Source organism: Maritalea sp. YIW29 (assembly GCF_057219265.1).
Genome location: NZ_JBXVVF010000001.1, coordinates 975,160 through 995,074, shown reverse-complemented (window position 1 = coordinate 995,074; position 19,915 = coordinate 975,160). Strand labels below are relative to the sequence as shown.

Here is a 19,915-nt window from a genome sequence, read left to right as displayed (position 1 = left end):
ATTTTGACTGAAAATGCTTCCGGAGTCCATACTGTTATCGAACTTGTAACTTGTGACAAAGAAGCGAACACCATGACCGATCAAAAACTCAATCTAATTGCTGGCGAGTGGATCGGTGGTGAAAGCACCACTGAAAATTGGAACCCATCTGATCTTTCAGACCTGATCGGAAACTTTGCGCAAGCTTCAACGGCGCAATTGGACGCGACGCTGGATTTGGCTCAAAAAGCACAAATTGAGTGGAATGCTTACGGTCTTGAGCGCAAGCAAAATGTGTTGATGGCCATCGGCCAAGAATTGATGCAGCGCTCAAAGGAGTTGGGCACACTTCTCTCGCGCGAAGAAGGTAAACCACTCGCGGAAGGTGTTGGCGAAATTTACCGCTCTGGTCAGTTCTTTACTTACTATGCAGCAGAACTTTTGCGTCAATTTGGCGAAACAGCCGATTCTGTTCGTGCCGGTGTTGAAGTTGATGTTCGGCGTGAGCCCGTAGGTGTGGTGGCAGTCGTTTCCCCCTGGAACTTCCCAACTGCCACTGCATCTTGGAAAATTGCCCCTGCCCTTGCTTATGGCAACGCAGTTGTTTGGAAACCTGCAAACGCCACTCCGGCCTCCGCTGTTGCATTGGCCGAGATAATCGAGAAGCAAGATATTCCAAAAGGTCTGTTTTCGCTCGTAATGGGCGCAGGGCGCACAATTGGCCAGCAAATTGTTGAAAGTCCAAAAATCGACGCCATCACCTTTACTGGTTCAGTGCCAGTTGGTCGTGGTATTGCAAGCGCTGCTATTCAAAACTTCACCCGCGTGCAGCTCGAAATGGGCTCGAAGAACGCACTAGCCGTGATGGAAGACGCAGATCTTGATAATGCAGTTGCCCTGGCCCTTGGCGGCGCTTTCGGTGGTTCCGGTCAAAAATGTACAGCCTCTTCTCGGCTCGTCATCCACAAAGACATTCACGACGCATTCGTTGAACGTTTGGTAGCCGGCGCTCAAGCTATGAAAGTTGGCCATGCCTTACATGAAGGCACACAAATTGGGCCAGTGGTTTCAGAACAACAGCTGAAAGAAAATTTGGTCTATGTCGAATTGGGCAAATCAGAAGGTGCTGAATTGGCATGCGGCGGTGCTCAACTAGAGATGCCACATAAAGGCTACTACATGTCACCGGGTGTTTTTGTCGGCTCCAGCAATCAAATGCGCATCAACAAAGAAGAAATGTTCGCCCCCCTCACCTCTGTGATCAAAGTCGACAATTATGATGAGGCACTTGCTGTCGTCAACGACACAAACTTCGGCCTAACATCAGGCATTGTGACGAGAGATATTGCCCGCGCTACACACTTCCGTCGCAATGCGAAAACCGGTTGTGTGATGGTGAACTTGCCAACTGCGGGTACAGATTATCACGTGCCATTTGGTGGTCGTGGCGACAGCTCATACGGCCCACGCGAACAAGGCACCTACGCTAAAGACTTCTATACGATCGTCAAAACCTCCTACATTTCTGCAGGGGAGCCAAAATAGTGCGTATCGACAATCTGCAATACGCTAATTGGTCGGAGAAAATCTTTCGGCAAATGCGCGAGGGCGGATTGAACGCCGTGCATGTTACAATTGCATATCACGAAAATTTTCGTGAAACGGTTCTGAATTTTGAAAAATGGAACCGCTGGTTTGAGTTGCATCCAGATCTCATTATGCCTGGATATAGCGCAGCAGATATCGACGAAGCCATAAAAACAGATCGAACCGCGATCTTCTTTGGTTTTCAAAATCCAAGTCCAATTGAAGACGATATCGGGCTGGTTGAAATCGTACATCGGCTTGGCGCCCGCTTTATGCAATTGACCTACAACAATCAATCTTTGTTGGCGACAGGTTGCTACGAAACTGAAGATACGGGCCTCACCCGCATGGGCAAGCAAGTCGTCAAGGAAATGAACCGTGTTGGTTTGGTGGTGGATATGAGCCACTCCGCAGACCGCTCAACAATCGAGGCTGCAGACTTTTCTGAGCGCCCAATAGCGATCACCCATGCGAACCCTTATGAATGGTCCCCTGCACTGCGCAACAAAAAGGATGATGTTATCCAAGCCGTCGTCAGCAATGGCGGCATGTTGGGTTTCTCGCTTTATCCGCACCATCTCAAAGATAAATCTGCCTGCACGCTTGAAAGCTTTTGCACGATGATTGCGCAAACGGCGGAAAAGTTTGGCGCACAGCATTTGGGGATCGGTTCTGACCTTTGTCAGGACCAGCCGGACAGCATCGTGACGTGGATGCGCGTCGGGAGATGGACCAAGGAAATTGACTATGGCGAAGGCTCCGCAAGTGCGCCGGGCTTTCCGCCCATGCCAACGTGGTTTCAAGACAATAGAGATTTTTCAAACATTGAAGCGGGCCTCAATCAGGTTGGTTTCAATGCAGAAGAGACAGCGGGCATCATGGGGAAGAACTGGTACCGCTTTTATGAAGAAAATTTTGCCGCCAAGACCGGCGATTGAGGGCTCGAATTTAAACTTTTTAAATTGAGCAAAATGGGGCTGCGACGTGGGGAGAGATATCCGTCGCTGCAAATTGGGAGGAATATATGTCTAATCTATCAGATCAAATGGAAAAGGGGCTTGGTAATACCAATCGACCGCTCCTTTACATTACCGGCGGATTTATCGCCGTCTTTTGTCTAATCGCACTCGTTAGTCTTGATACCCTATCCGCTATGGTGGATTGGGGATTCAACATTGCTGCAACCTATTTTGGTTTGTTCTGGCAAGTCTTGTTACTCGCAACATTTCTAATTGGCCTCGTCCTTTGCGTGCTTCCGGGCGGCAAAGCCATCATGGGCAATTTGACTAAACCTGAATTTACCACGTTCCAGTGGGGTTCCATGATCATGTGTACCCTCTTGGCCGGGGGTGGCGTGTTCTGGGCCGCAGGTGAGCCAATGGCCCACTTCTTGTCCTCTCCGCCAGTATTTGGCGCTGAAGCCGGATCAGAAGCAGCCGTTGCGCCAGCACTTGCGCAAAGCTTCTTGCATTGGGGTTTCCTCGCATGGGCGATCTTGGGCTCATTGAGCACCGTGATGCTAATGCACTACCATTATGATAAAGGTTTGCCGCTTGCACCAAGAACACTCCTTTATCCAGTGTTTGGTGACCGCGCGATCAACGGCCCAATCGGCCTTATCGCTGATGCTTCTGCTATTATTGCGGTGGTAGCGGGTACAGTTGGGCCCATCGGTTTCTTGGGACTTCAAGTCAGCTACGGGCTAAATGACCTGTTTGGCATTCCGGATGGATTTGCCACCCAAACATTGGTGATCATCGGCCTTGTGATCCTTTATACGGTGTCTGCAATTTCAGGTCTGTCGAAAGGCATCCAGATTTTGAGTAAGATCAACGTCGTGCTTGCAGCTGTTCTATTGCTGTTCATGTTGATCGCTGGACCAACATTGTTCATTTTCCAGAACTTCTTCACTGGCTTTTGGACATACATCACCAACTTCTTCGGCATGGCGCTTTATCGCGGTGATGCTGGCCTGTTCGGTTCACCCGGATGGTTGGGCTGGTGGACAGTGTTCTTTTGGGGCTGGTTCATGGGTTATGGTCCACTAATGGCGATGTTCATTGCTCGCGTTTCCCGCGGCCGGTCAATTCGCTCGATCATTATCATGCTGTCAATTATCGCACCAATCGTCACGAACTTCTGGTTCACAATTGTTGGCGGTTCAGGCATTGCGTTTGAATTGCAGCAAGTAGGTTCAGTTTCAACAGCATTTGAAGGCTTCAACCTTCCAGCGGCCTTGCTTGCCATTACACAGCAATTGCCAATGGGTTTCTTCGTCTCGCTGCTGTTCTTGATCCTTACGACCATTTTCGTTGCGACTACCGGGGACTCGATGACCTACATGATCTCTGTGTCCATGTCAGACGATGGTCAAGCCGCAATGCCAGTGCGTATTTTCTGGGGCATCGCAATGGGCGTGATGGCGATCATCTTGATCTCCGTAGGTTCAGGTGGCGTGTCAAAACTACAGAGCTTTATTGTGGTAACGGCCGTGCCCGTGTCGCTGCTGCTCATCCCATCCCTCTGGGATGCGCTGCGCATAACACTTGCCAAAGGCAAATAAACGCGTCCCAATCAGTCTGGAGGGGCTTCCCCTCCAGACATAACATGAAGGAAACTCAAAATGGTGATGCAGGGAGGCACTTCAAAAATGAACGAATTGATACAAGAACAGACAGTGCCCATGCGCGATCCGAACCAGGTCATGAAGCTTGAACGCCTTGGTTCGTTCCATCAATCTCGTCTGTCATTCATGCGTATTCTGACCCGCAGAATGGCTCGCGAAAAATGGACATTTGATCGTCCCGTTTTTCAAATTGATCAAAATGGTGTCGGGCATGCTGTTTATTCAGCCCACACGCCTGAACACACCTATTCACTGATTGCATTTGCCCACGATTTGCCAGCTGAAAAGCGCTCAGACCGGGTGATTGCCGAAGCTTGGGACGCGACATTCACCCTGTTCGATGGCGTGCCAACCCAACAAGATATCGAACGTCTAGCAAAAAATATTCCACTTCAAGAAGCAGGCCGCGTAACCGGTTCAGAACTATCCGTTTCTCGCGCCAACCGGTCCGTCCGTTTGTGGGATTATGTCGTGTCATGCCTTGCAAAGGGCGAACAACCTGACATTCAACAATTGGCGAATGTCGGCTATTTGATGCGGACAACCGCAGTATATGGTTCAGGAAAATTAGGCGCCGCTGATCGCGAAATGATCGCTGACCGGCAAGAGTTCACCACACCGTTTCAAGTTGAAATGTTATCGGTGTTTTTGACCCGTGCATTCGTGCGCGACCTTGTCCAACACTGCGCCGCAATCAAGGGCGGCGATAATGCTGCAACCTTTGATCCGGACATTGCGCGCAAGATCGGCATTGGCAATTCAACCGGGCTAGGCATGGCGCCGTTTTTGCTCAATCATCCTGTATTGTTCAACAATTGGATTTCTGCACGAGAAGAAGCAATTTCTCGCGTCAGATCGGTTGTGAAAGCATCAAACACGGAAATCGAGTTATTTGCTAATCTGCTAGACAGATGCATGGCCTCTGTTGAAGCGTGGCACACAAGCCATGATGTGCAAGCGGCAAAGATCGTCGTGTTGCGTGACGATTTGGTCAAAGCCAAAAATAAGATTTCTGAATTAGATTTGGTCCAGCCACATCCGTGGAATTCCCTTTGCATCTGGGCTCAAGACAACCTGTCCACCGAAGCGCAAGAATGTTTGGCTTCATTGATGATTGAGCCATATGGGCACCTCGTTGATGAATTGGCCGACGAAATGTCTGCGGACAACACGCCAACATTCCGCATTGCTGGTGCCATGACAGTGGGCACCCTGCGCGACGTGTTAAAAGACGCTTATGGCTGGGCACTTGATACAGACTGGGACGATCCGGCGAGCAAAGCGAGAGCTTGGTACATCTCGGCTGAGAAATTAGAGCCGCGACTCGGCGAAAGATATGAAGAACCGATCGCCAATTTCGAACAACCATTGGCACCGGGACGCGACGCCGCTCAGCTATATGATGCCTTGGCGCATTGGCCACAAGATACAAATGTAGCTGAGTTTTTACTGCGCCATCCGGAACACCGGCACATCATTCGGCGCGTACAAATTGTCAATCGAGCTCCGTATGCAGAGATCCGCGACAATACCATTTCCAGCGATGTTTTACCGATTGATATGTTGCGCTGCAAACTTTCCTTTTTTGGCGCAGTTCAATTTGACCCTCGTTCAGACCGATGGGTGCGTATTTGCATGTATGGCAATGCACCATACCCCGAGGAACTTGCAAATTCGGACCCGGATTATTGGGTTTATCCAGAACTGCGGGGAGAAGCATCATGACTTTCTCTCTCAATGAAATTGAAGCGCTTGGAAAGCGAGCCGCGCGCGGCGCTGGTCTATCCTGGGGCCTATGCGAAGAAGCGGCCAAAGGTGTCCGATGGCTTTCTTCATTTGGGTTCCCCGGCCCAGAATTGTTCGTTGATCTCTTCGAGCAAAATGATCAGCTGCCGCATATCGATTTCACCCCGATCACTCTGGACGGTGAATGGCGTGCGCCAGCCAACAGGCTTAGCCCGCTCATCGCGGGCGCCGCAATGAGCGACAGCGCGATCAAGATGGAACGCGGCGAAACAATTGCGATGCACAATGTCACTTTCCCACTACTTCTCGTGCCATTTGCCGCTGGTGCGGCATTGCGGCTGAAAGCGCCTGTTTCTGTTAAATGGAAGAGTGTGTGCCTCACGACGGACGGCCAAAAACTAGGCGTTAGTGGCAGCCAAGACGAGTTGCTAACCGATATGGCGCCCAGATTGGAATGCGCGATGGCCACAGACATCGCCCAACCCATAAAGCCAGTAAGTCGAGCACAAGTAAAATCAGATACTTGGGATCGTCTGGGTGCGTTCGCCAACAGAACATTCGCCCCCGCAACCGAAGAATCTCGCCTGCTTGGCGCTGGCGGGGCTGATCTTACGGACAACGACTAATTTCTCCTCATTTGTCGTTGTTCGTCAGATTGCCAAATCATGAGCGCGTGTTTATCTTGGCTCCAACCCAAGTCGCCGAGCTCTTTATGGACATCATAGATAAACGAATACTCGACTATCCGCCGGAGGCGAGAACTGCGCTTTCGCGGGTTCGCGCAATTGTACATGAAGTGGCCTCTAAATTGCCCAAGTGTGGTAAAGTCGTCGAGGCACTTAAGTGGAACGAGATTAGTTTTCTGACGGAAAAACCAAAGTCTGGAACCACAATTAGAATTGATCAAAACAATTCTGGGTCCCTCTCCCTTTATGTGCACTGCACGACCAGTTTGGTGGATCAAGTCCGGGAGCAATATAGCGACATTTTCGAACTTGTTGGCACTCGAGAAATTGTGTTGCCGGTTGACCTAGAAGACGTTGATGCCGAGCTGCGCCATGTTGTTGCGCTTGCCTTGACCTATCATCAAAACAAAAAAGCAAATTCATGAGACCAAGCCGAGACATTGCAACACTAATCGAAATCATGGAACGGCTGCGTGACCCGGAAAATGGCTGTCCTTGGGATTTGAAGCAAGACTTCAATTCGATCAAAGCGCACACGATTGAGGAAGCATATGAAGTTGCAGATGCGATTGAACGGGAAGATTTTGCGGATTTGAAATCGGAACTTGGCGACCTGCTGTTCCAGCCCATCTATTATGCGCAAATGGCCAAAGAGATTGATAAGTTCGATTTCGGTGACGTGATTTATGGCATATGCGAGAAACTCATTCGGCGGCACCCCCATGTTTTTGCAAAACAAAATTTAGATGGCGCAGATGCGGTCAACGCAAACTGGGAAGCAATTAAGGCCGAAGAGCGCAAGGAAAAGTCGCAAGACGAAATCCCTTCTGTGCTTGATGATGTGCCGCGTGCGCTCCCTGCGCTGACACGTTCGAACAAATTAGCAAAACGAGCGGCACGGGTTGGTTTTGATTGGCCAAACGCAAGCGAAGCACTCAAAAAGGTGCGTGAAGAGCTAGATGAAGTCGCTGCAGAAATTGAAGAGAACAACGCCGAACGGATTGAAGAAGAAATCGGGGATCTGCTGTTTGCTATTTCATCCGCGGCACGAAAATCCAATATTGACCCAGAAGTTGCGCTATCAAAGGCCAACCAGAAATTCATTCGTCGTTTCAACTATGTAGAACAACGCTGCCGTGAAGATGGAATTGCCGTTGAAAATGCGGGATTAGAGCAGTTGGAAGCCTATTGGTCAGAGATCAGGAAAGCGGACAAGGTTTAAGGCAAACCTATTGCTGTCCCTCGACCACGAACTGATCAAATTTGGCGAGAAATGGCGACATTTTGTTTTTCAGAATGCGCACTTCATATCGCGTACCGCTATTTTCTTCGTCTGCGACGGCATTGAGGACTTCACCATTTTCGTAAAGCCAATGGGCAATGCCCGCATGTTTATGCGGTAGCATAACCACTTGAAAACGTCCGGACTTGCTCAACTCTTCTTCAATAGCCGCCAGCAAGTTGTCCATGCCTTCGCCCGTATGGGCAGAAACTTCCACAACCGTTATGTTTGGGTTTCTATGACGTCGACGCAGTTCAAGCTCATCTGCGGTTATGGCGTCAATCTTGTTCCAAACCTCAATAAACGGCACCGTTTCAGGTGTGACATCAAGATCGGCCAACACGTCGTTTACGTCTTGCGCCTGCGCCACATAGTCATCATTTGCCACGTCGCGAACGTGCAACACAACATGCGCATCTGTGACCTCTTCCAACGTACCGCGGAACGCTGCAACAAGGTCAGTCGGCAGATCAGCAATAAAACCAACGGTGTCGGAAAACACGACTTCGCGTTTATGCGGCAAGATCGCGCGGCGAACGGTAGTATCAAGCGTGGCGAACAGTTGATCTTCGGCGTTGATTTCAGAATTGGTCAACACATTAAACAATGTCGATTTACCCGCATTTGTATATCCAGCAAGCGCAATGATGGGAAACGGGATCGATTGGCGAGACTTTCTCTGCTCAAAACGCGTTCTTTGTACTTTTTCGAGCCGTTTATTCAACAAGTTCACGCGCTCTTGCAATAAACGCCGATCAGATTCGATTTGTGTTTCGCCAGGCCCACCAACAAATCCCATGCCACCGCGTTGACGTTCTAGGTGTGTCCAAGACCGGACCAAACGGCCTCGTTGATAATTTAGGTGCGCGAGCTCAACTTGCAACACACCCTCTCGGGTCGCGGCGCGGTCGCCAAAAATTTCAAGTATGAGTGCTGTGCGATCAAGCACTTTTGCACCCAGTCGGGTTTCCAAGTTGCGTTGCTGAATGGGCGTAAGCTGCGCGTCAATCAAGACCAACGTGATGTCGTCATCTTCAACTTGTGCACTGATTTGCTCAACATGACCGCCGCCAATAAATGTCGCTGGTTTAACTTCACGCACGTTGACGACGTGCTCACCAATAACTTCAAGATTGATCGCGCTTGCAAGGCTTTTGAACTCTTCAAGCCGCGCTTCAATTGTGCGGCGTCTGGCCGCTCTTGTGACGTCCGGGCATACCAATAGGGTGCGCGTGGCGGCGACACGACGATCGTGATAGGCGGCGTCGCCCTTTTTAAAGTCAACGCCTACTTGATTTTCAATTTTGGATTTGTCGGACAGTCCAGTTAACCTTTGTCGCTAGTTTCTGGGTCAAACAACTGGATTGGTGCACCCGGCATAATTGTGGAAATGGCGTGTTTATAGACCAGTTGAGACTGAGATTCACGACGCAACAAAAGACAAAAATTGTCAAACCATGTGATTACGCCTTGCAGCTTCACACCATTAACAAGAAAAATTGTCACTGGAATTTTGTTTTTACGTACGTTGTTCAGAAACGAGTCTTGAAGGTTTTGGTTTTTCTCGTTGGGCATTGGATGGCCTCTTTTTTGGGCAAATTCGGTAACAAAATCACCTTCAATGCCATGAATAGGTTCTTATTTTTATTTCAACAATTCGTGTTGATTAGAACTTTAACAATTTACCGCGTCCTAATCGGTACGCACTCAAAAGCGAGCTGTCAATTGATTTGGGTCATCATTGCTGGCGAAAGTCTGCAATTGCCGCAAAAATGATCAAAATCTCTATACGACCGGCTAGTGCAAGCGTTGATGCCCACAACCGCACGAGCGCACCGCCCTCTGCCTGAATATAGGAGGAATCAACGAGGTTCGCCACAGAGTTGATGCTGCCAATGCCCGTCGATAATGCACTTTCGAATGACATTCCGAGCACTGTGAAGCCTAAAATCCCCACACTTAAGGTCAAGATGAAGAGGAAAAAATAGCTCCAAATCGCCTTGATTGCACGAGAACCATATAGGCCATCTGAAAATCGGTTGGCCATGACAGCATTGGGAAATACCAATTGACGCGCTTCAGCAAGGGAGTTCGACATCATGACGCCCAAGCGGTAAAGCTTTATGCCGCCGCTCGTAGAAAATGTAGACGCACCACCGATCGCAAGCATAAAGCTAAGGAGCAGCGGCAAACTGAGCCCTGTTGTGTTGTTGTGCGTAATGCCTGTCGTCGTCATCACAGAGGCTACGTCGAATATGTGCCGTAGAAAATCGAAGTTGCGTTCATCCGCGGAAACACGTGCAATCGATAAGACAAGTCCAACGACAACAATAATCGCAATAACCGCAAAACTCTCACGATGCTCTCGAAATAATAATTCAAACCGTCGCGTTACAATCATCCGATGCCAGATTATGCTGGTTCCGCCAATCAGCATAAAGATAACCAATGTTATCTCAGCATTGAAGTTATTGAAGATTGAACCGCCGGACGCAGTTGGGACAAACCCGTTCGTCGACAACGCAGCGGTGGAAGCCAGCACGGCATCCAGAGGACGGACGCCTTGGATCAGGAGCAGCAACAAGCAAGCAACGGTCAGGCTTGCATATGGCACTGCAATTTCACCCAAAGTGCGCAGCAACCTTGGGCCACCTGCCCCTGTGCCGTGCAGCACAAATCTCAAGTCCCTGTTGGGCAAGCCACCAACCCGATAAGGGCTAAGCACATAAACGATGAGCGCCAATGTGAGAAAACCACCAAACCATGCTGTGATGGCGCGGTAAGCCTTCATCGGCGTGCTGATTACTTCGGCACTTACGGATGTTGTTCCAAGCGCCGTCGCGGCTGAAACCGCCTCAAACCACGCGCTGTGTAGCGGCATATTTTCCAACAGCATAAATGGAAGTGTCGCAGCACATGACAATGTCAGCCAGCAACAGCAGGACATAACAAAAATGCGTCCGCGTGAAAGCTGCCGATCTTGGCCATTAAACGAAAGCAGTATGATGGCCGCAAAAAACAGGTAGGCGATGATCAACAATCCAAAGCCCTCAATCATCGCATCGTTTTGCCCAATGACAGCCACAAAAAAAGGCGCTGTCAGGCAAAAGGCAAACCCAGCGAGAATTAGACTGCATATGGAAAGGATCGTTGCCATATGTTTTCTAGAAAAAGTCGATGCTGACGCGGAACATTTGCTCCACTTGTCGAACGGCATCCGCAAGCGCAAATACGATGACCAAGTCGCCAGCTTCAATGCGGGTTTGGCCAGTTGGCACCATAACATTGCCACCGCGTATAATCGCGCCAATTCTTACGCCGTCGCCAAAATCAAAGTCCTTCAGCGGCTTGCCCACCAATGGCGAAGTTTCCAATGCCTCGGCTTCGATAAGCTCTGCATCACCATTATAAAGGGTGTAGACACCTCGAATACGACCCCGCCGTACGTGACGCAATATTTTTGAAACGGTCACCGTGCGCGGGTTCAAAAAGGCGTCGACCCCAAGCCGACGGGCAAATCGTGGATATTGGGGCTGATTGACCAATGCGATTGTCGTTGCATTGCCTAATTCGCTAGCCAGAACAGACGACAAGATATTCGTCTCATCTTCATTGGTCAGCCCCAGATACATTTGCGCGTTCTGAATGCCAACTTCATTCATGATGTCTTCGTGTAACCCATCACCAAAAACAACAATCGATTGCTTGAGGTTTTCGGCGGCCCGTTGTGCGGTTTCACGGTTATTCTCGATCAACCGCACGGATATGCCTTCACCTAGCATTTCAAGCTTCTTGGCGACATATTGGCCAATATTGCCAGCACCACCAATAATCACTTTATCGGGGAACGGTGCGTCTTTGCCAAACATGGCGAGCACTCTATTCACCTGAGAACGACCAACAGCGACGATGGCCTCATCGCCCGGCACCAAATAATCGGTCGATTTAAGTGCCATCATTTGGCCATCGCGACGCACGCCCATCACTGTCGCTTCCAGATTTGGGAACAATTCGGTCAATTGCTGCAACGGTGTATCTATAATCGCGCATTCTTCGGTCACCGCAACAGTGATCACCAGCACCTGATCGTCATCAAATGAGACGAGATCCAAAGCACCCGGATAAGCCATACGCTGCAAAATCAAGTCGCCGACTTCCACTTCAGGGGAAATGATGACGTCAATCGGCAGGTGATCTCTAGCGAACAGGTCACTCCACTCGGACTTCAAGTAGCTTTGGGCGCGGATACGGGCGATGCGAGTTGGAATGTTGAATATGGAATGACCTACCTGACAGGCGGTCATATTGACTTCATCAACTTGGGTCACAGCGATCAGCATATCAGCCTCTCGGGCCCCGGCTTGTGCAAGCACGTCAGGATGAGACCCATGACCATGCACGCCACGGGCATCCAACGTGTCGCGTACCCGTTGAACAAGCTCTGGATTGCTATCAATCACAGTGACTTCGTTAGATTCCATTGCTAGTCGCTCAGCAATTCCATATCCAACCTGTCCGGCACCACTAATTATAACGCGCATATATGCTCCCTGATCAGGCCCTTACAGGCCCAATGATTTGAGTTTGCGATGCAAAGCACTTCGTTCCATACCAACAAATTCAGCAGTACGCGAGATATTGCCGCCAAATCGTTCAATCTGGGCAACTAGATATTGGCGTTCGAAGACTTCCCGAGCTTCGCGCAAAGGCAACGTCATCAAATGTGGGCTTTCTGCACCCTCATCAACTGACGGTAGTACCTCGCCAATATCGGCTGGAAGCATTTCTGCTGTAATCCGGCCATCATCGGGAAAGTTCTCGCTATGCAGAATGACCAGCCGTTCCAGCGAATTTCGAAGTTGCCGCGCGTTGCCTGGCCAATCCTGCGCTTGCAACACAGCCATCGCGTCATCAGCAATCTCAAAGGATTTCAGATTGTGCACATGCTGCAAGTTGCTGGCCAATTGCTCAACCAATGGTGGAATGTCTTCCCGACGCTCGCGTAATGATGGCAGCGCCAATGGAATAACCGCCAACCGGTGGAATAGGTCGCCACGGAAATCGCCGTCTTCAACGAGCCGGGTTATGTTTGTCGCACAAGATGAAACGATCCTGACATCAACGCCAACGCGGGTTTCCCCGCCAATCCGGTCAAACTTGTTTTCAACGACTGCACGCAATAGTTGGCTTTGCAAAGCAGGCGACAAAACCTCCACCTCCGCAAGATAAAGCGTGCCGCCATGGGCGCGTTCAAACGCCCCGGCCCGAATGGATTTTGAACCGTTTTGGTTGGCTTCACTGCCGAACAAGACCTCCGGTAGATCATCATCGCTGTGCATGGCCAAATTGACTTCGACAAATGGCCCCGCTGATCGATGCGAAAGATCATGCAAATGACGTGCACAAAGGCCCTTCCCGGTCCCGGATGGTCCGGTAAAGAACACACGGGAGTTCGTCATCGCGCACTTGCTGAGTGCCGACTTTACGCTCGCAAGCGCAGCAGAAGCACCAACCAATGTGTTGTTTTCGGCGCCTGAACGTACCTTTAGTTCCTGCACCTCTTCTTTCAGGCGACGGGTTTCAAATGCCCGTTGCGCAATAAGCAGCAAACGATCAATTTTGAACGGTTTTTCAATATAATCATAAGCACCCCGTCGAATAGCAGAAACAGCCGTTTCCACATTGCCGTGCCCAGAGATCATAACAACTGGCATGCCCTTGTGCCGTTCTTGAATGGCATCCAAAAGCTGTAAACCGTCAAGCCGCGACCCCTGCATCCATATATCCAAAAACACCAAACCCGGACGTCGTGCCTCAATTGCCTTAAGCGCTGAATCTGCATCGTGCGCCAAGCGGGTTTCGTATCCCTCGTCTTCCAATATGCCAGAAATCAGATCGCGAATATCTTCTTCGTCATCTACAATTAGTACGTCTTGCGCCATTTATTCTTCCATCACCGAAATGGGTTCGTTTAGACCCACTTCCTTGTTTTTATTATCGTCTTTTTGTTCTGCCGCTTTGCGATAGGGCAATGTGAATCTGAAACATGCCCCAATATTTCCGTTCTCGTCGGGCGCAGCGTCCTGTAGCTCAACTTGACCGTCATGTTGTTCGATCACCTTGGACACAATTGCTAAACCCAACCCGGTACCTTTGCCTCGTGTGGTCATGTAAGGCTCTAACAAACGCGTTCTGTTTTCCTCTGGCCAGCCCTTGCCATTGTCCGAAACCATGGTCACTACATCGCCCTTGTCGATGTCCACAGACACTGTAATCCTCGGAACTACATCCTTATTATCTCTCGTACTTTCAAGGGATTCTGAAGCATTTTTAATGAGATTGATGAGAACTTGAGAAATCAACCGCTCGTCAAATTCGAACACCAGGTTCTCGTCTGTTAGTTTTGTTACGATGTCAATTTCAGGATGCCGAACACCCTCTGTAAAGACCGCTTGTTTGACGGTTTCTCTCAGATCAGCTGGGGCTACACTTGCAGTTGGCATTCGGGCGAATGTAGAAAACTCGTCCACCATGCGACCAATATCACCAACTTGGCGCATAATCGTTTCAGTACATTTGTCAAAAACTTCAAAGTCGCCTTCAAGCTGCTTTCTGTAGCGTCGACGTAGTCGTTCCGCAGACAGCTGAATGGGCGTAAGTGGATTTTTGATTTCATGGGCAATGCGTCGAGCCACATCGGCCCAGACGCTCGTTCTTTGGGCGGCAATCAGGTCGGAAATGTCGTCCAACGTAATCACATATCCCTTGGAATTGTCACTCGTACCCTCTCGAGTAATCCGTGCTTGATAGATCCGTTCTTCGCCAAAATTAGATTGAATTTCAATCTGTTCTTGGTTTTGATCCCGTGTCGATCCTAAGGCTGTGCTAACGAAATCGGAAAGTGCAGGCACCACATCACCGATCTTTTTGCCAATTATTGATTGGTCATCAACACCAAACATGGCGTTGGCGCTCCCATTGATGATGGTCACGCAACCATCCGGATCCAGCCCAACGATACCGGCGCTCACGCCCTCCAGCACCGCTTCTGTAAACTGACGGCGCTGATCGATCGTGTCATTGGCTGAAAGCAATGCACCATGTTGCGCCCGCAACTGCGACGTCATCGTGTTAAATCGGTTGGAAAGGTCCTGAAGATCGCCCTTAACGCCCTTTACGGGCACCCGCACATCCAATTCGCCTTCAGACACTTTGGTCGAAGCCACCATAATATTCCGAATTGGCGCCACCAAGCCGTTTGCCAAGGCAATGCCTAGCCAAACTGCGGCCAACAGCACAACAAAAGCCAAACCGACATACATAAAGGCAAATGTGACCTGAAACACCAGCCGGTTAGACTCATATTCTCGGTATTCAGAAACATTTTGCTCCGCAAGGCGCATATATTCAAGCACTTGCGGGTCGACGCCACGGGCCACAAATAAGTAGAGATTGTCGTATCCATTTAATCGAACAACTGCGCCAACAACATTATTGCGTACACCTGGCGCAATCAGCACGACCTCGTTCGGGACGGCTTCAGAAAAATCGAAATCAAATGGCAATTCTGGCGGTAAGCCAGGCGCATTTATTTTGGCGCGCATAAGCGTATTGCGCTGCTCGTCTACAATATAGGCAAATGGCAATGATCTACTCTGCGCTAGAGACGTGAAAACGTCAGAAAAGTTTGCCTTGTTGCCATCAAAAATACTTTTGATTTTCTGAACTTCCGTTGCAACTGCCAATATGTCGTCGCGCAACACGTTGGCGTGTTCGATCAAATAGGACTGCGCAACGGACTTCGAGCTCTCGACCATTGAGCGGGAGCGCTCCGAGAACCAGTGGTCGAGCCCTTGATTGAGCGCAAGCGTGGCGATCACTGCCACGATAAAGGCGGGAACTGCAGCCGCAACAGCAAACATCGACACGAGACGAATGTGCAACCCGGCCCCGGATTGCTTGGACATGCGTGCTTGGAAAAGCAGGTAGGCTTCCGTCAGCAACAGCGCGATAACAAGGACGATCAACACACCATTTACAAGCCAAATGATTGGCCATGCCGATGGATCTGGCTGGATTGGCGCGACGCCGGTTAGCATCATGAACGAAACTGTGGCCGAAACGAGTGCAGCGAACACCAGAATAAGCCCAAAGAAACGCAGGAAGCGGTTTCTACGGAGGAATAATTGTCGAATTCGCGGTGCTTCGGTATTGCTCAAGCCAAGAATCCCAAAAGGTCGTCTAAGTGGACTGTGCCACAAATGTAACAGTTCGTCCGATAGACTTATCGAATTATGGGCAGTGAGCAAGAAAAATGTTGCTAAAATGTGACAGTGCCATTTTCGGGCGAAATTTAGCGTCCAATGCCCTTCGACACCCGAATTTGGTGCATATTGAGTTTTTTGCGCAAGGTATTCCGGTTAAGCCCCAACAACTGAGCGGCTTTTACTTGATTGCCATTGCACGCAGACATCGTAATTTCCAGCAACGGCACTTCGATCTCGTCAAGAATGCGATGATAAAGGTCATCGTCTGGCAAATCTGGCTCAGCCTCTGCAAAAATGCGCATCAAATGACGTTCTACGCTTTCGTGCAGGTTTTGCCCCTCACCCATTGGCGCGACATTATTGCCCTGCGCAGTTTCGGCGCTGCCGATTTCCGCTGCCACCATTTCAGGTGAGATTGATTCTTCTGGGTATAACGCTACAAATCGATGTACCAGATTTTCCAATTCACGCACGTTGCCCGGCCAACTATGCTGCGCCATAACAGCCAGGGCTTCAGGTGAAATTGACTTTCGAATTCTGGTGTCTTCACTGTATTTTTCAATAAAGTGCCGTACTAAATCCGAAATGTCCTCAGGCCTTTCCCGCAAAGCCGGCATCCGCAACTGCACGACATTTAGGCGATAGTACAAATCTTCTCGGAATAGACCCTGACGAATGAGCTGGTTGAGATCTCTGTGCGTCGCCGCAATAATACGAACATCAGTTTGCAAAGTCTCACGCCCGCCAACACGCGTAAACTCGCCTTCCTGCAACACCCGCAACAAACGTGTCTGAGCAGCCATTGGCATGTCGCCAATTTCATCCAAGAACAATGTGCCACGCGCTGACAGTTCAAAATGCCCCTGCGCTCGTGCGTTCGCGCCTGTAAACGCGCCTTTTTCATGTCCAAATAGTTCGGATTCGATCAAATCCTGCGGAATTGCCGCCATGTTAATCGCGTTGAAGGGACCGTTTTTGCGCTTCCCGAACTCATGTAACGCCCGTGCTACGACCTCTTTGCCTGTACCGCTCTCACCTGAAATCATCACGGTAAGATCGGTTTGTATCAGCCGAGCCATGGTGCGATAGATGTCCTGCATGGGGGCAGATCGGCCTACGAGTGGCATGTCCTCGACATCAACTTCGACAGACTTTTTCTTTTTGTTTTCCCGGTCTTGCAGGGCTTTAGCGACCGTGTTGGTGACTTCGCCCAGGTCAAACGGTTTGGGCAAATACTCAAACGCGCCAGCTTCGTTGGCTTTGACCGCTGTCATGAATGTATTTTGTGCGCTCATCACAATGAAAGGCAAGTCAGGTCTTTGCTTTTGAATTTTTGGCAAAACATCAAATGCGCTGCCGTCCGGCATCATAACGTCGGTAATCAGCAAATCACCCTCGCCGCGCGAAACATGGTTCCACATGGTCGTTATGTTGCTCATGGGCAGCACTTCGTACCCTGCCCGGGTGAGCGCTTGGCTAAGAACTAGACGAATTGACGCGTCATCATCGGCAACCAAAATTGTTTGCTTAGCCATTAGCATTCTCCTGACGCGCCTCAATGTCCGACTTTTTGGCAATCGGTAGAAGGGTCTTAAAAATTGTGCGGTCGCCTACATAATCGACGTCAACAATGCCACCATGTCCGCGGATCAATTTTGCGACCATTGAAAGGCCCAAACCGCCCCCGGTTTGCTTAGACGTCACAAAGGGCTCAAAAATATGCGGCCGCATCTCTTCGTCAATTCCCGCACCATTGTCCTCAACGCGAATTTCTAGTGGCAACGAAAGTCGTTCTCTGGTGCCTGAAATACCAACGCGAATACCGGGGCGGTAGGCCGTAGAAATCTTAATCCGTCCTCCGGCCACATCGTGAACCGCTTCGGCGGCATTTTTGATCAAATTGAGATAGATCTGCACCAGTTGATCCCAATTGCCCAAAACAGGTGGCAGGCTTGGATCGAATTGCTTTTCAACGTCCGCGCCTTTAGCAAAACCATTCTCAGCAAGCAGCAATACGTGATTGAGCACTTCGTGAATATTGATCGAAGTAAGTTCGGGCGGGCGCTCATCGCTAAACACTTCCATCCGGTCAACTAGTTTTACAATCCGCTCAACCTCTTGCTGAACCAGCTTCGCAAGTGGACGGTCTTCGTCTGCAGCACTTTGCTCGAGCAATTGAGCCGCGCCCTTGATACCAGACAGCGGGTTCTTAATTTCATGGGCCAACATTGAAGCAAGACCAGACACTTGGCGTGCAGCACCTTGAGAAGTAAGTTGCTTGTCGATCTTATCGGCCATGGTGCGCTCGAACAAAGTTACAACGACCAAGTCCGGGTCCGACCCCATCGGCGCTATGTGAACATCAACAAGCCGTTCATGGGGCAAATTAACATTGCCAATTGCTATTTTGTGTTCACTGGATGCGGCCTGATGTTCATGCACGAAATCAAGCAGACCCAAAAGCGGTGAGGACGGCGCCACGTGATCGTCAATGCGCTGGCGCTTGAGCAAACTCTCAGAGGTCTGAAAGAAGTTCTGTGCAGCATAATTGGCGATAACGAAGTTGTGGTCGCCATCACAAATGAAAACCGGCTGCGTCATGGCCTGAAATGCTGAAAAAGCAAGTTCATATGAAGTTGCGCTCATGCAGCGTGCTCCACCAATTGGTCGAAGAGATTTTCAACAAGGGTGGGAATTTTGCTCGTGTCTCCCTCGGTCAGCAGCGCATTGCGCACATGACGCGGAACCACAAACTGAGTAGCCAGCACATCCATATACCAACCCAAATGTTTGCGCGCGCAGCGTACACCAAGTGCCGTGCCATATTCGTCCATCATCATCGAATAATGTTCAAGAATTAGATTTTTGCGCTCAACCAAAGACGGCGTTTTTGGCACAGGATTATCGTTCAACGCCGCGCCAACTTGCCCCAAAATCCATGGTTGGCCTTGCGCACCACGGCCGATCATAACGGCAGCAGCGTTGGAATGTTCCAAAGCCCGTTTTGCGGTTGGAATATCCACGATGTCGCCATTTACAACCACTGGCACGTCTACGGCTTCAACGACATCATTCACAGGACGCCATTTCGCATTGCCTTTGTAAAATTGCTGGCGGGTACGTCCGTGGATTGTGATCATCTGGATGCCAGCAGCGGCGGCATCTTTTGCAATGTCTGGTGCATTTAAAGTGTCGTCATTCCACCCCAGCCGCATTTTCAAGGTAACGGGCAACGATGTCGCACCCAACACGGCCTCGATCAACTCTTGGGCTTTATCAGGCACGCGCATCAGCGCCGATCCCGCATAGCCATTTGTCACGCGCTTGGACGGACAACCCATATTGATGTCAATAATGTCGGCGCCAATCTGTTCGGCGATCTTTGCGCCTTCGGCCAGCCACTGCCCCTCACAACCTGCCAGTTGCACCACATGGGGTAATTGTTCAGGCTTGCCCAACCGCCGCTCCATATCTTTATGCCCATTGATCAGCGAAGCGCTCGCGATCATTTCAGACACAACCATCCCTGCTCCATATCGCGCTGAAATCGTGCGAAATGACTTATCGGTTATCCCAGAAAGCGGTGCCAAAAACGCATTTGACGGGAAAATATGTTTACCGATCTGGATCGGGTTGAGTTGGGTTTGCATAAATTTTGTACATTTGATCGAGTTGATACAATAATAGACACATCTGTCGGTTTAAGCAAATCAACAAATAGGGAATTGTGATTGACGCTTTA

The 19,915-nt window shown here is 49.9% G+C and carries 16 protein-coding genes; 7 read left to right on the top strand and 9 right to left on the bottom strand.

Annotation, left to right across the window (positions count from 1 at the left end; genetic code table 11):
- Positions 1-72 precede the first annotated feature (72 nt).
- The 7 genes from AC2D8L_RS04840 (at position 73) to mazG (ending at position 7,846) form a co-directional block, all read left to right on the top strand.
- The gene (locus AC2D8L_RS04840; RefSeq protein ID WP_484684310.1) at positions 73-1,524 is read left to right on the top strand and encodes an aldehyde dehydrogenase family protein; all 1,452 of its coding nucleotides are present in this window, start codon (positions 73-75) and stop codon (positions 1,522-1,524) included.
- Positions 1,524-2,504: a membrane dipeptidase gene (locus AC2D8L_RS04835; protein ID WP_484684309.1), complete on the top strand. Its 981-nt coding sequence runs from the start codon at positions 1,524-1,526 to the stop codon at positions 2,502-2,504. Before AC2D8L_RS04840 ends, AC2D8L_RS04835 begins: the two co-directional genes overlap by 1 nt.
- A gap of 86 nt (positions 2,505-2,590) precedes the next feature.
- Positions 2,591-4,129 (top strand): BCCT family transporter, encoded by a 1,539-nt coding sequence (locus AC2D8L_RS04830; RefSeq protein WP_484684308.1) that lies wholly within the window; start codon positions 2,591-2,593, stop codon positions 4,127-4,129.
- Between the two features lie 87 nt (positions 4,130-4,216).
- Entirely contained in the window at positions 4,217-5,917 is a 1,701-nt protein-coding gene (locus tag AC2D8L_RS04825) for a hypothetical protein (RefSeq protein ID WP_484684307.1), read from the top strand.
- Complete coding sequence (locus AC2D8L_RS04820) at positions 5,914-6,564, top strand: DUF3726 domain-containing protein (RefSeq protein ID WP_484684306.1); 651 nt, start codon at positions 5,914-5,916, stop codon at positions 6,562-6,564. Before AC2D8L_RS04825 ends, AC2D8L_RS04820 begins: the two co-directional genes overlap by 4 nt.
- A gap of 86 nt (positions 6,565-6,650) precedes the next feature.
- The gene (locus AC2D8L_RS04815) at positions 6,651-7,049 is read left to right on the top strand and encodes a DUF1801 domain-containing protein (RefSeq protein ID WP_484684305.1); all 399 of its coding nucleotides are present in this window, start codon (positions 6,651-6,653) and stop codon (positions 7,047-7,049) included.
- Complete coding sequence (mazG, locus tag AC2D8L_RS04810) at positions 7,046-7,846, top strand: nucleoside triphosphate pyrophosphohydrolase (RefSeq protein ID WP_484684304.1); 801 nt, start codon at positions 7,046-7,048, stop codon at positions 7,844-7,846. Before AC2D8L_RS04815 ends, mazG begins: the two co-directional genes overlap by 4 nt.
- 7 nt (positions 7,847-7,853) lie before the next feature.
- Here mazG and hflX read toward each other — a convergent pair whose 3' ends face one another.
- From hflX to dusB, 9 genes are all read right to left on the bottom strand, one after another.
- On the bottom strand, positions 7,854-9,128 hold the full coding sequence (gene hflX, locus AC2D8L_RS04805; RefSeq protein ID WP_484684303.1) for a GTPase HflX: 1,275 nt from the start codon (positions 9,126-9,128) through the stop codon (positions 7,854-7,856).
- Between the two features lie 104 nt (positions 9,129-9,232).
- Positions 9,233-9,481 carry an RNA chaperone Hfq gene (gene hfq / locus AC2D8L_RS04800; RefSeq protein WP_435667512.1) on the bottom strand — a complete coding sequence of 83 codons (249 nt, stop codon included), beginning with the start codon at positions 9,479-9,481 and terminating at the stop codon, positions 9,233-9,235.
- A 163-nt stretch (positions 9,482-9,644) separates the two neighbouring features.
- Positions 9,645-11,063 carry a hypothetical protein gene (locus tag AC2D8L_RS04795; protein WP_484684302.1) on the bottom strand — a complete coding sequence of 473 codons (1,419 nt, stop codon included), beginning with the start codon at positions 11,061-11,063 and terminating at the stop codon, positions 9,645-9,647.
- A gap of 7 nt (positions 11,064-11,070) precedes the next feature.
- The gene (trkA, locus tag AC2D8L_RS04790) at positions 11,071-12,447 is read right to left on the bottom strand and encodes a Trk system potassium transporter TrkA (protein WP_484684301.1); all 1,377 of its coding nucleotides are present in this window, start codon (positions 12,445-12,447) and stop codon (positions 11,071-11,073) included.
- Between the two features lie 21 nt (positions 12,448-12,468).
- A complete protein-coding gene (ntrX, locus tag AC2D8L_RS04785; RefSeq protein ID WP_484684300.1) occupies positions 12,469-13,848 on the bottom strand; it encodes a nitrogen assimilation response regulator NtrX in 1,380 nt (459 codons plus the stop codon).
- The gene (locus AC2D8L_RS04780) at positions 13,849-16,125 is read right to left on the bottom strand and encodes a sensor histidine kinase NtrY-like (RefSeq protein ID WP_484684299.1); all 2,277 of its coding nucleotides are present in this window, start codon (positions 16,123-16,125) and stop codon (positions 13,849-13,851) included.
- Between the two features lie 134 nt (positions 16,126-16,259).
- Positions 16,260-17,708: a nitrogen regulation protein NR(I) gene (gene ntrC / locus AC2D8L_RS04775; protein ID WP_484684298.1), complete on the bottom strand. Its 1,449-nt coding sequence runs from the start codon at positions 17,706-17,708 to the stop codon at positions 16,260-16,262.
- Positions 17,701-18,819 carry a two-component system sensor histidine kinase NtrB gene (locus tag AC2D8L_RS04770; RefSeq protein ID WP_484684297.1) on the bottom strand — a complete coding sequence of 373 codons (1,119 nt, stop codon included), beginning with the start codon at positions 18,817-18,819 and terminating at the stop codon, positions 17,701-17,703. The genes ntrC and AC2D8L_RS04770 overlap by 8 nt, the downstream gene beginning before the upstream one ends.
- A complete protein-coding gene (gene dusB / locus AC2D8L_RS04765; RefSeq protein WP_484684296.1) occupies positions 18,816-19,823 on the bottom strand; it encodes a tRNA dihydrouridine synthase DusB in 1,008 nt (335 codons plus the stop codon). The genes AC2D8L_RS04770 and dusB overlap by 4 nt, the downstream gene beginning before the upstream one ends.
- Between the last annotated feature and the right edge of the window lie 92 nt (positions 19,824-19,915).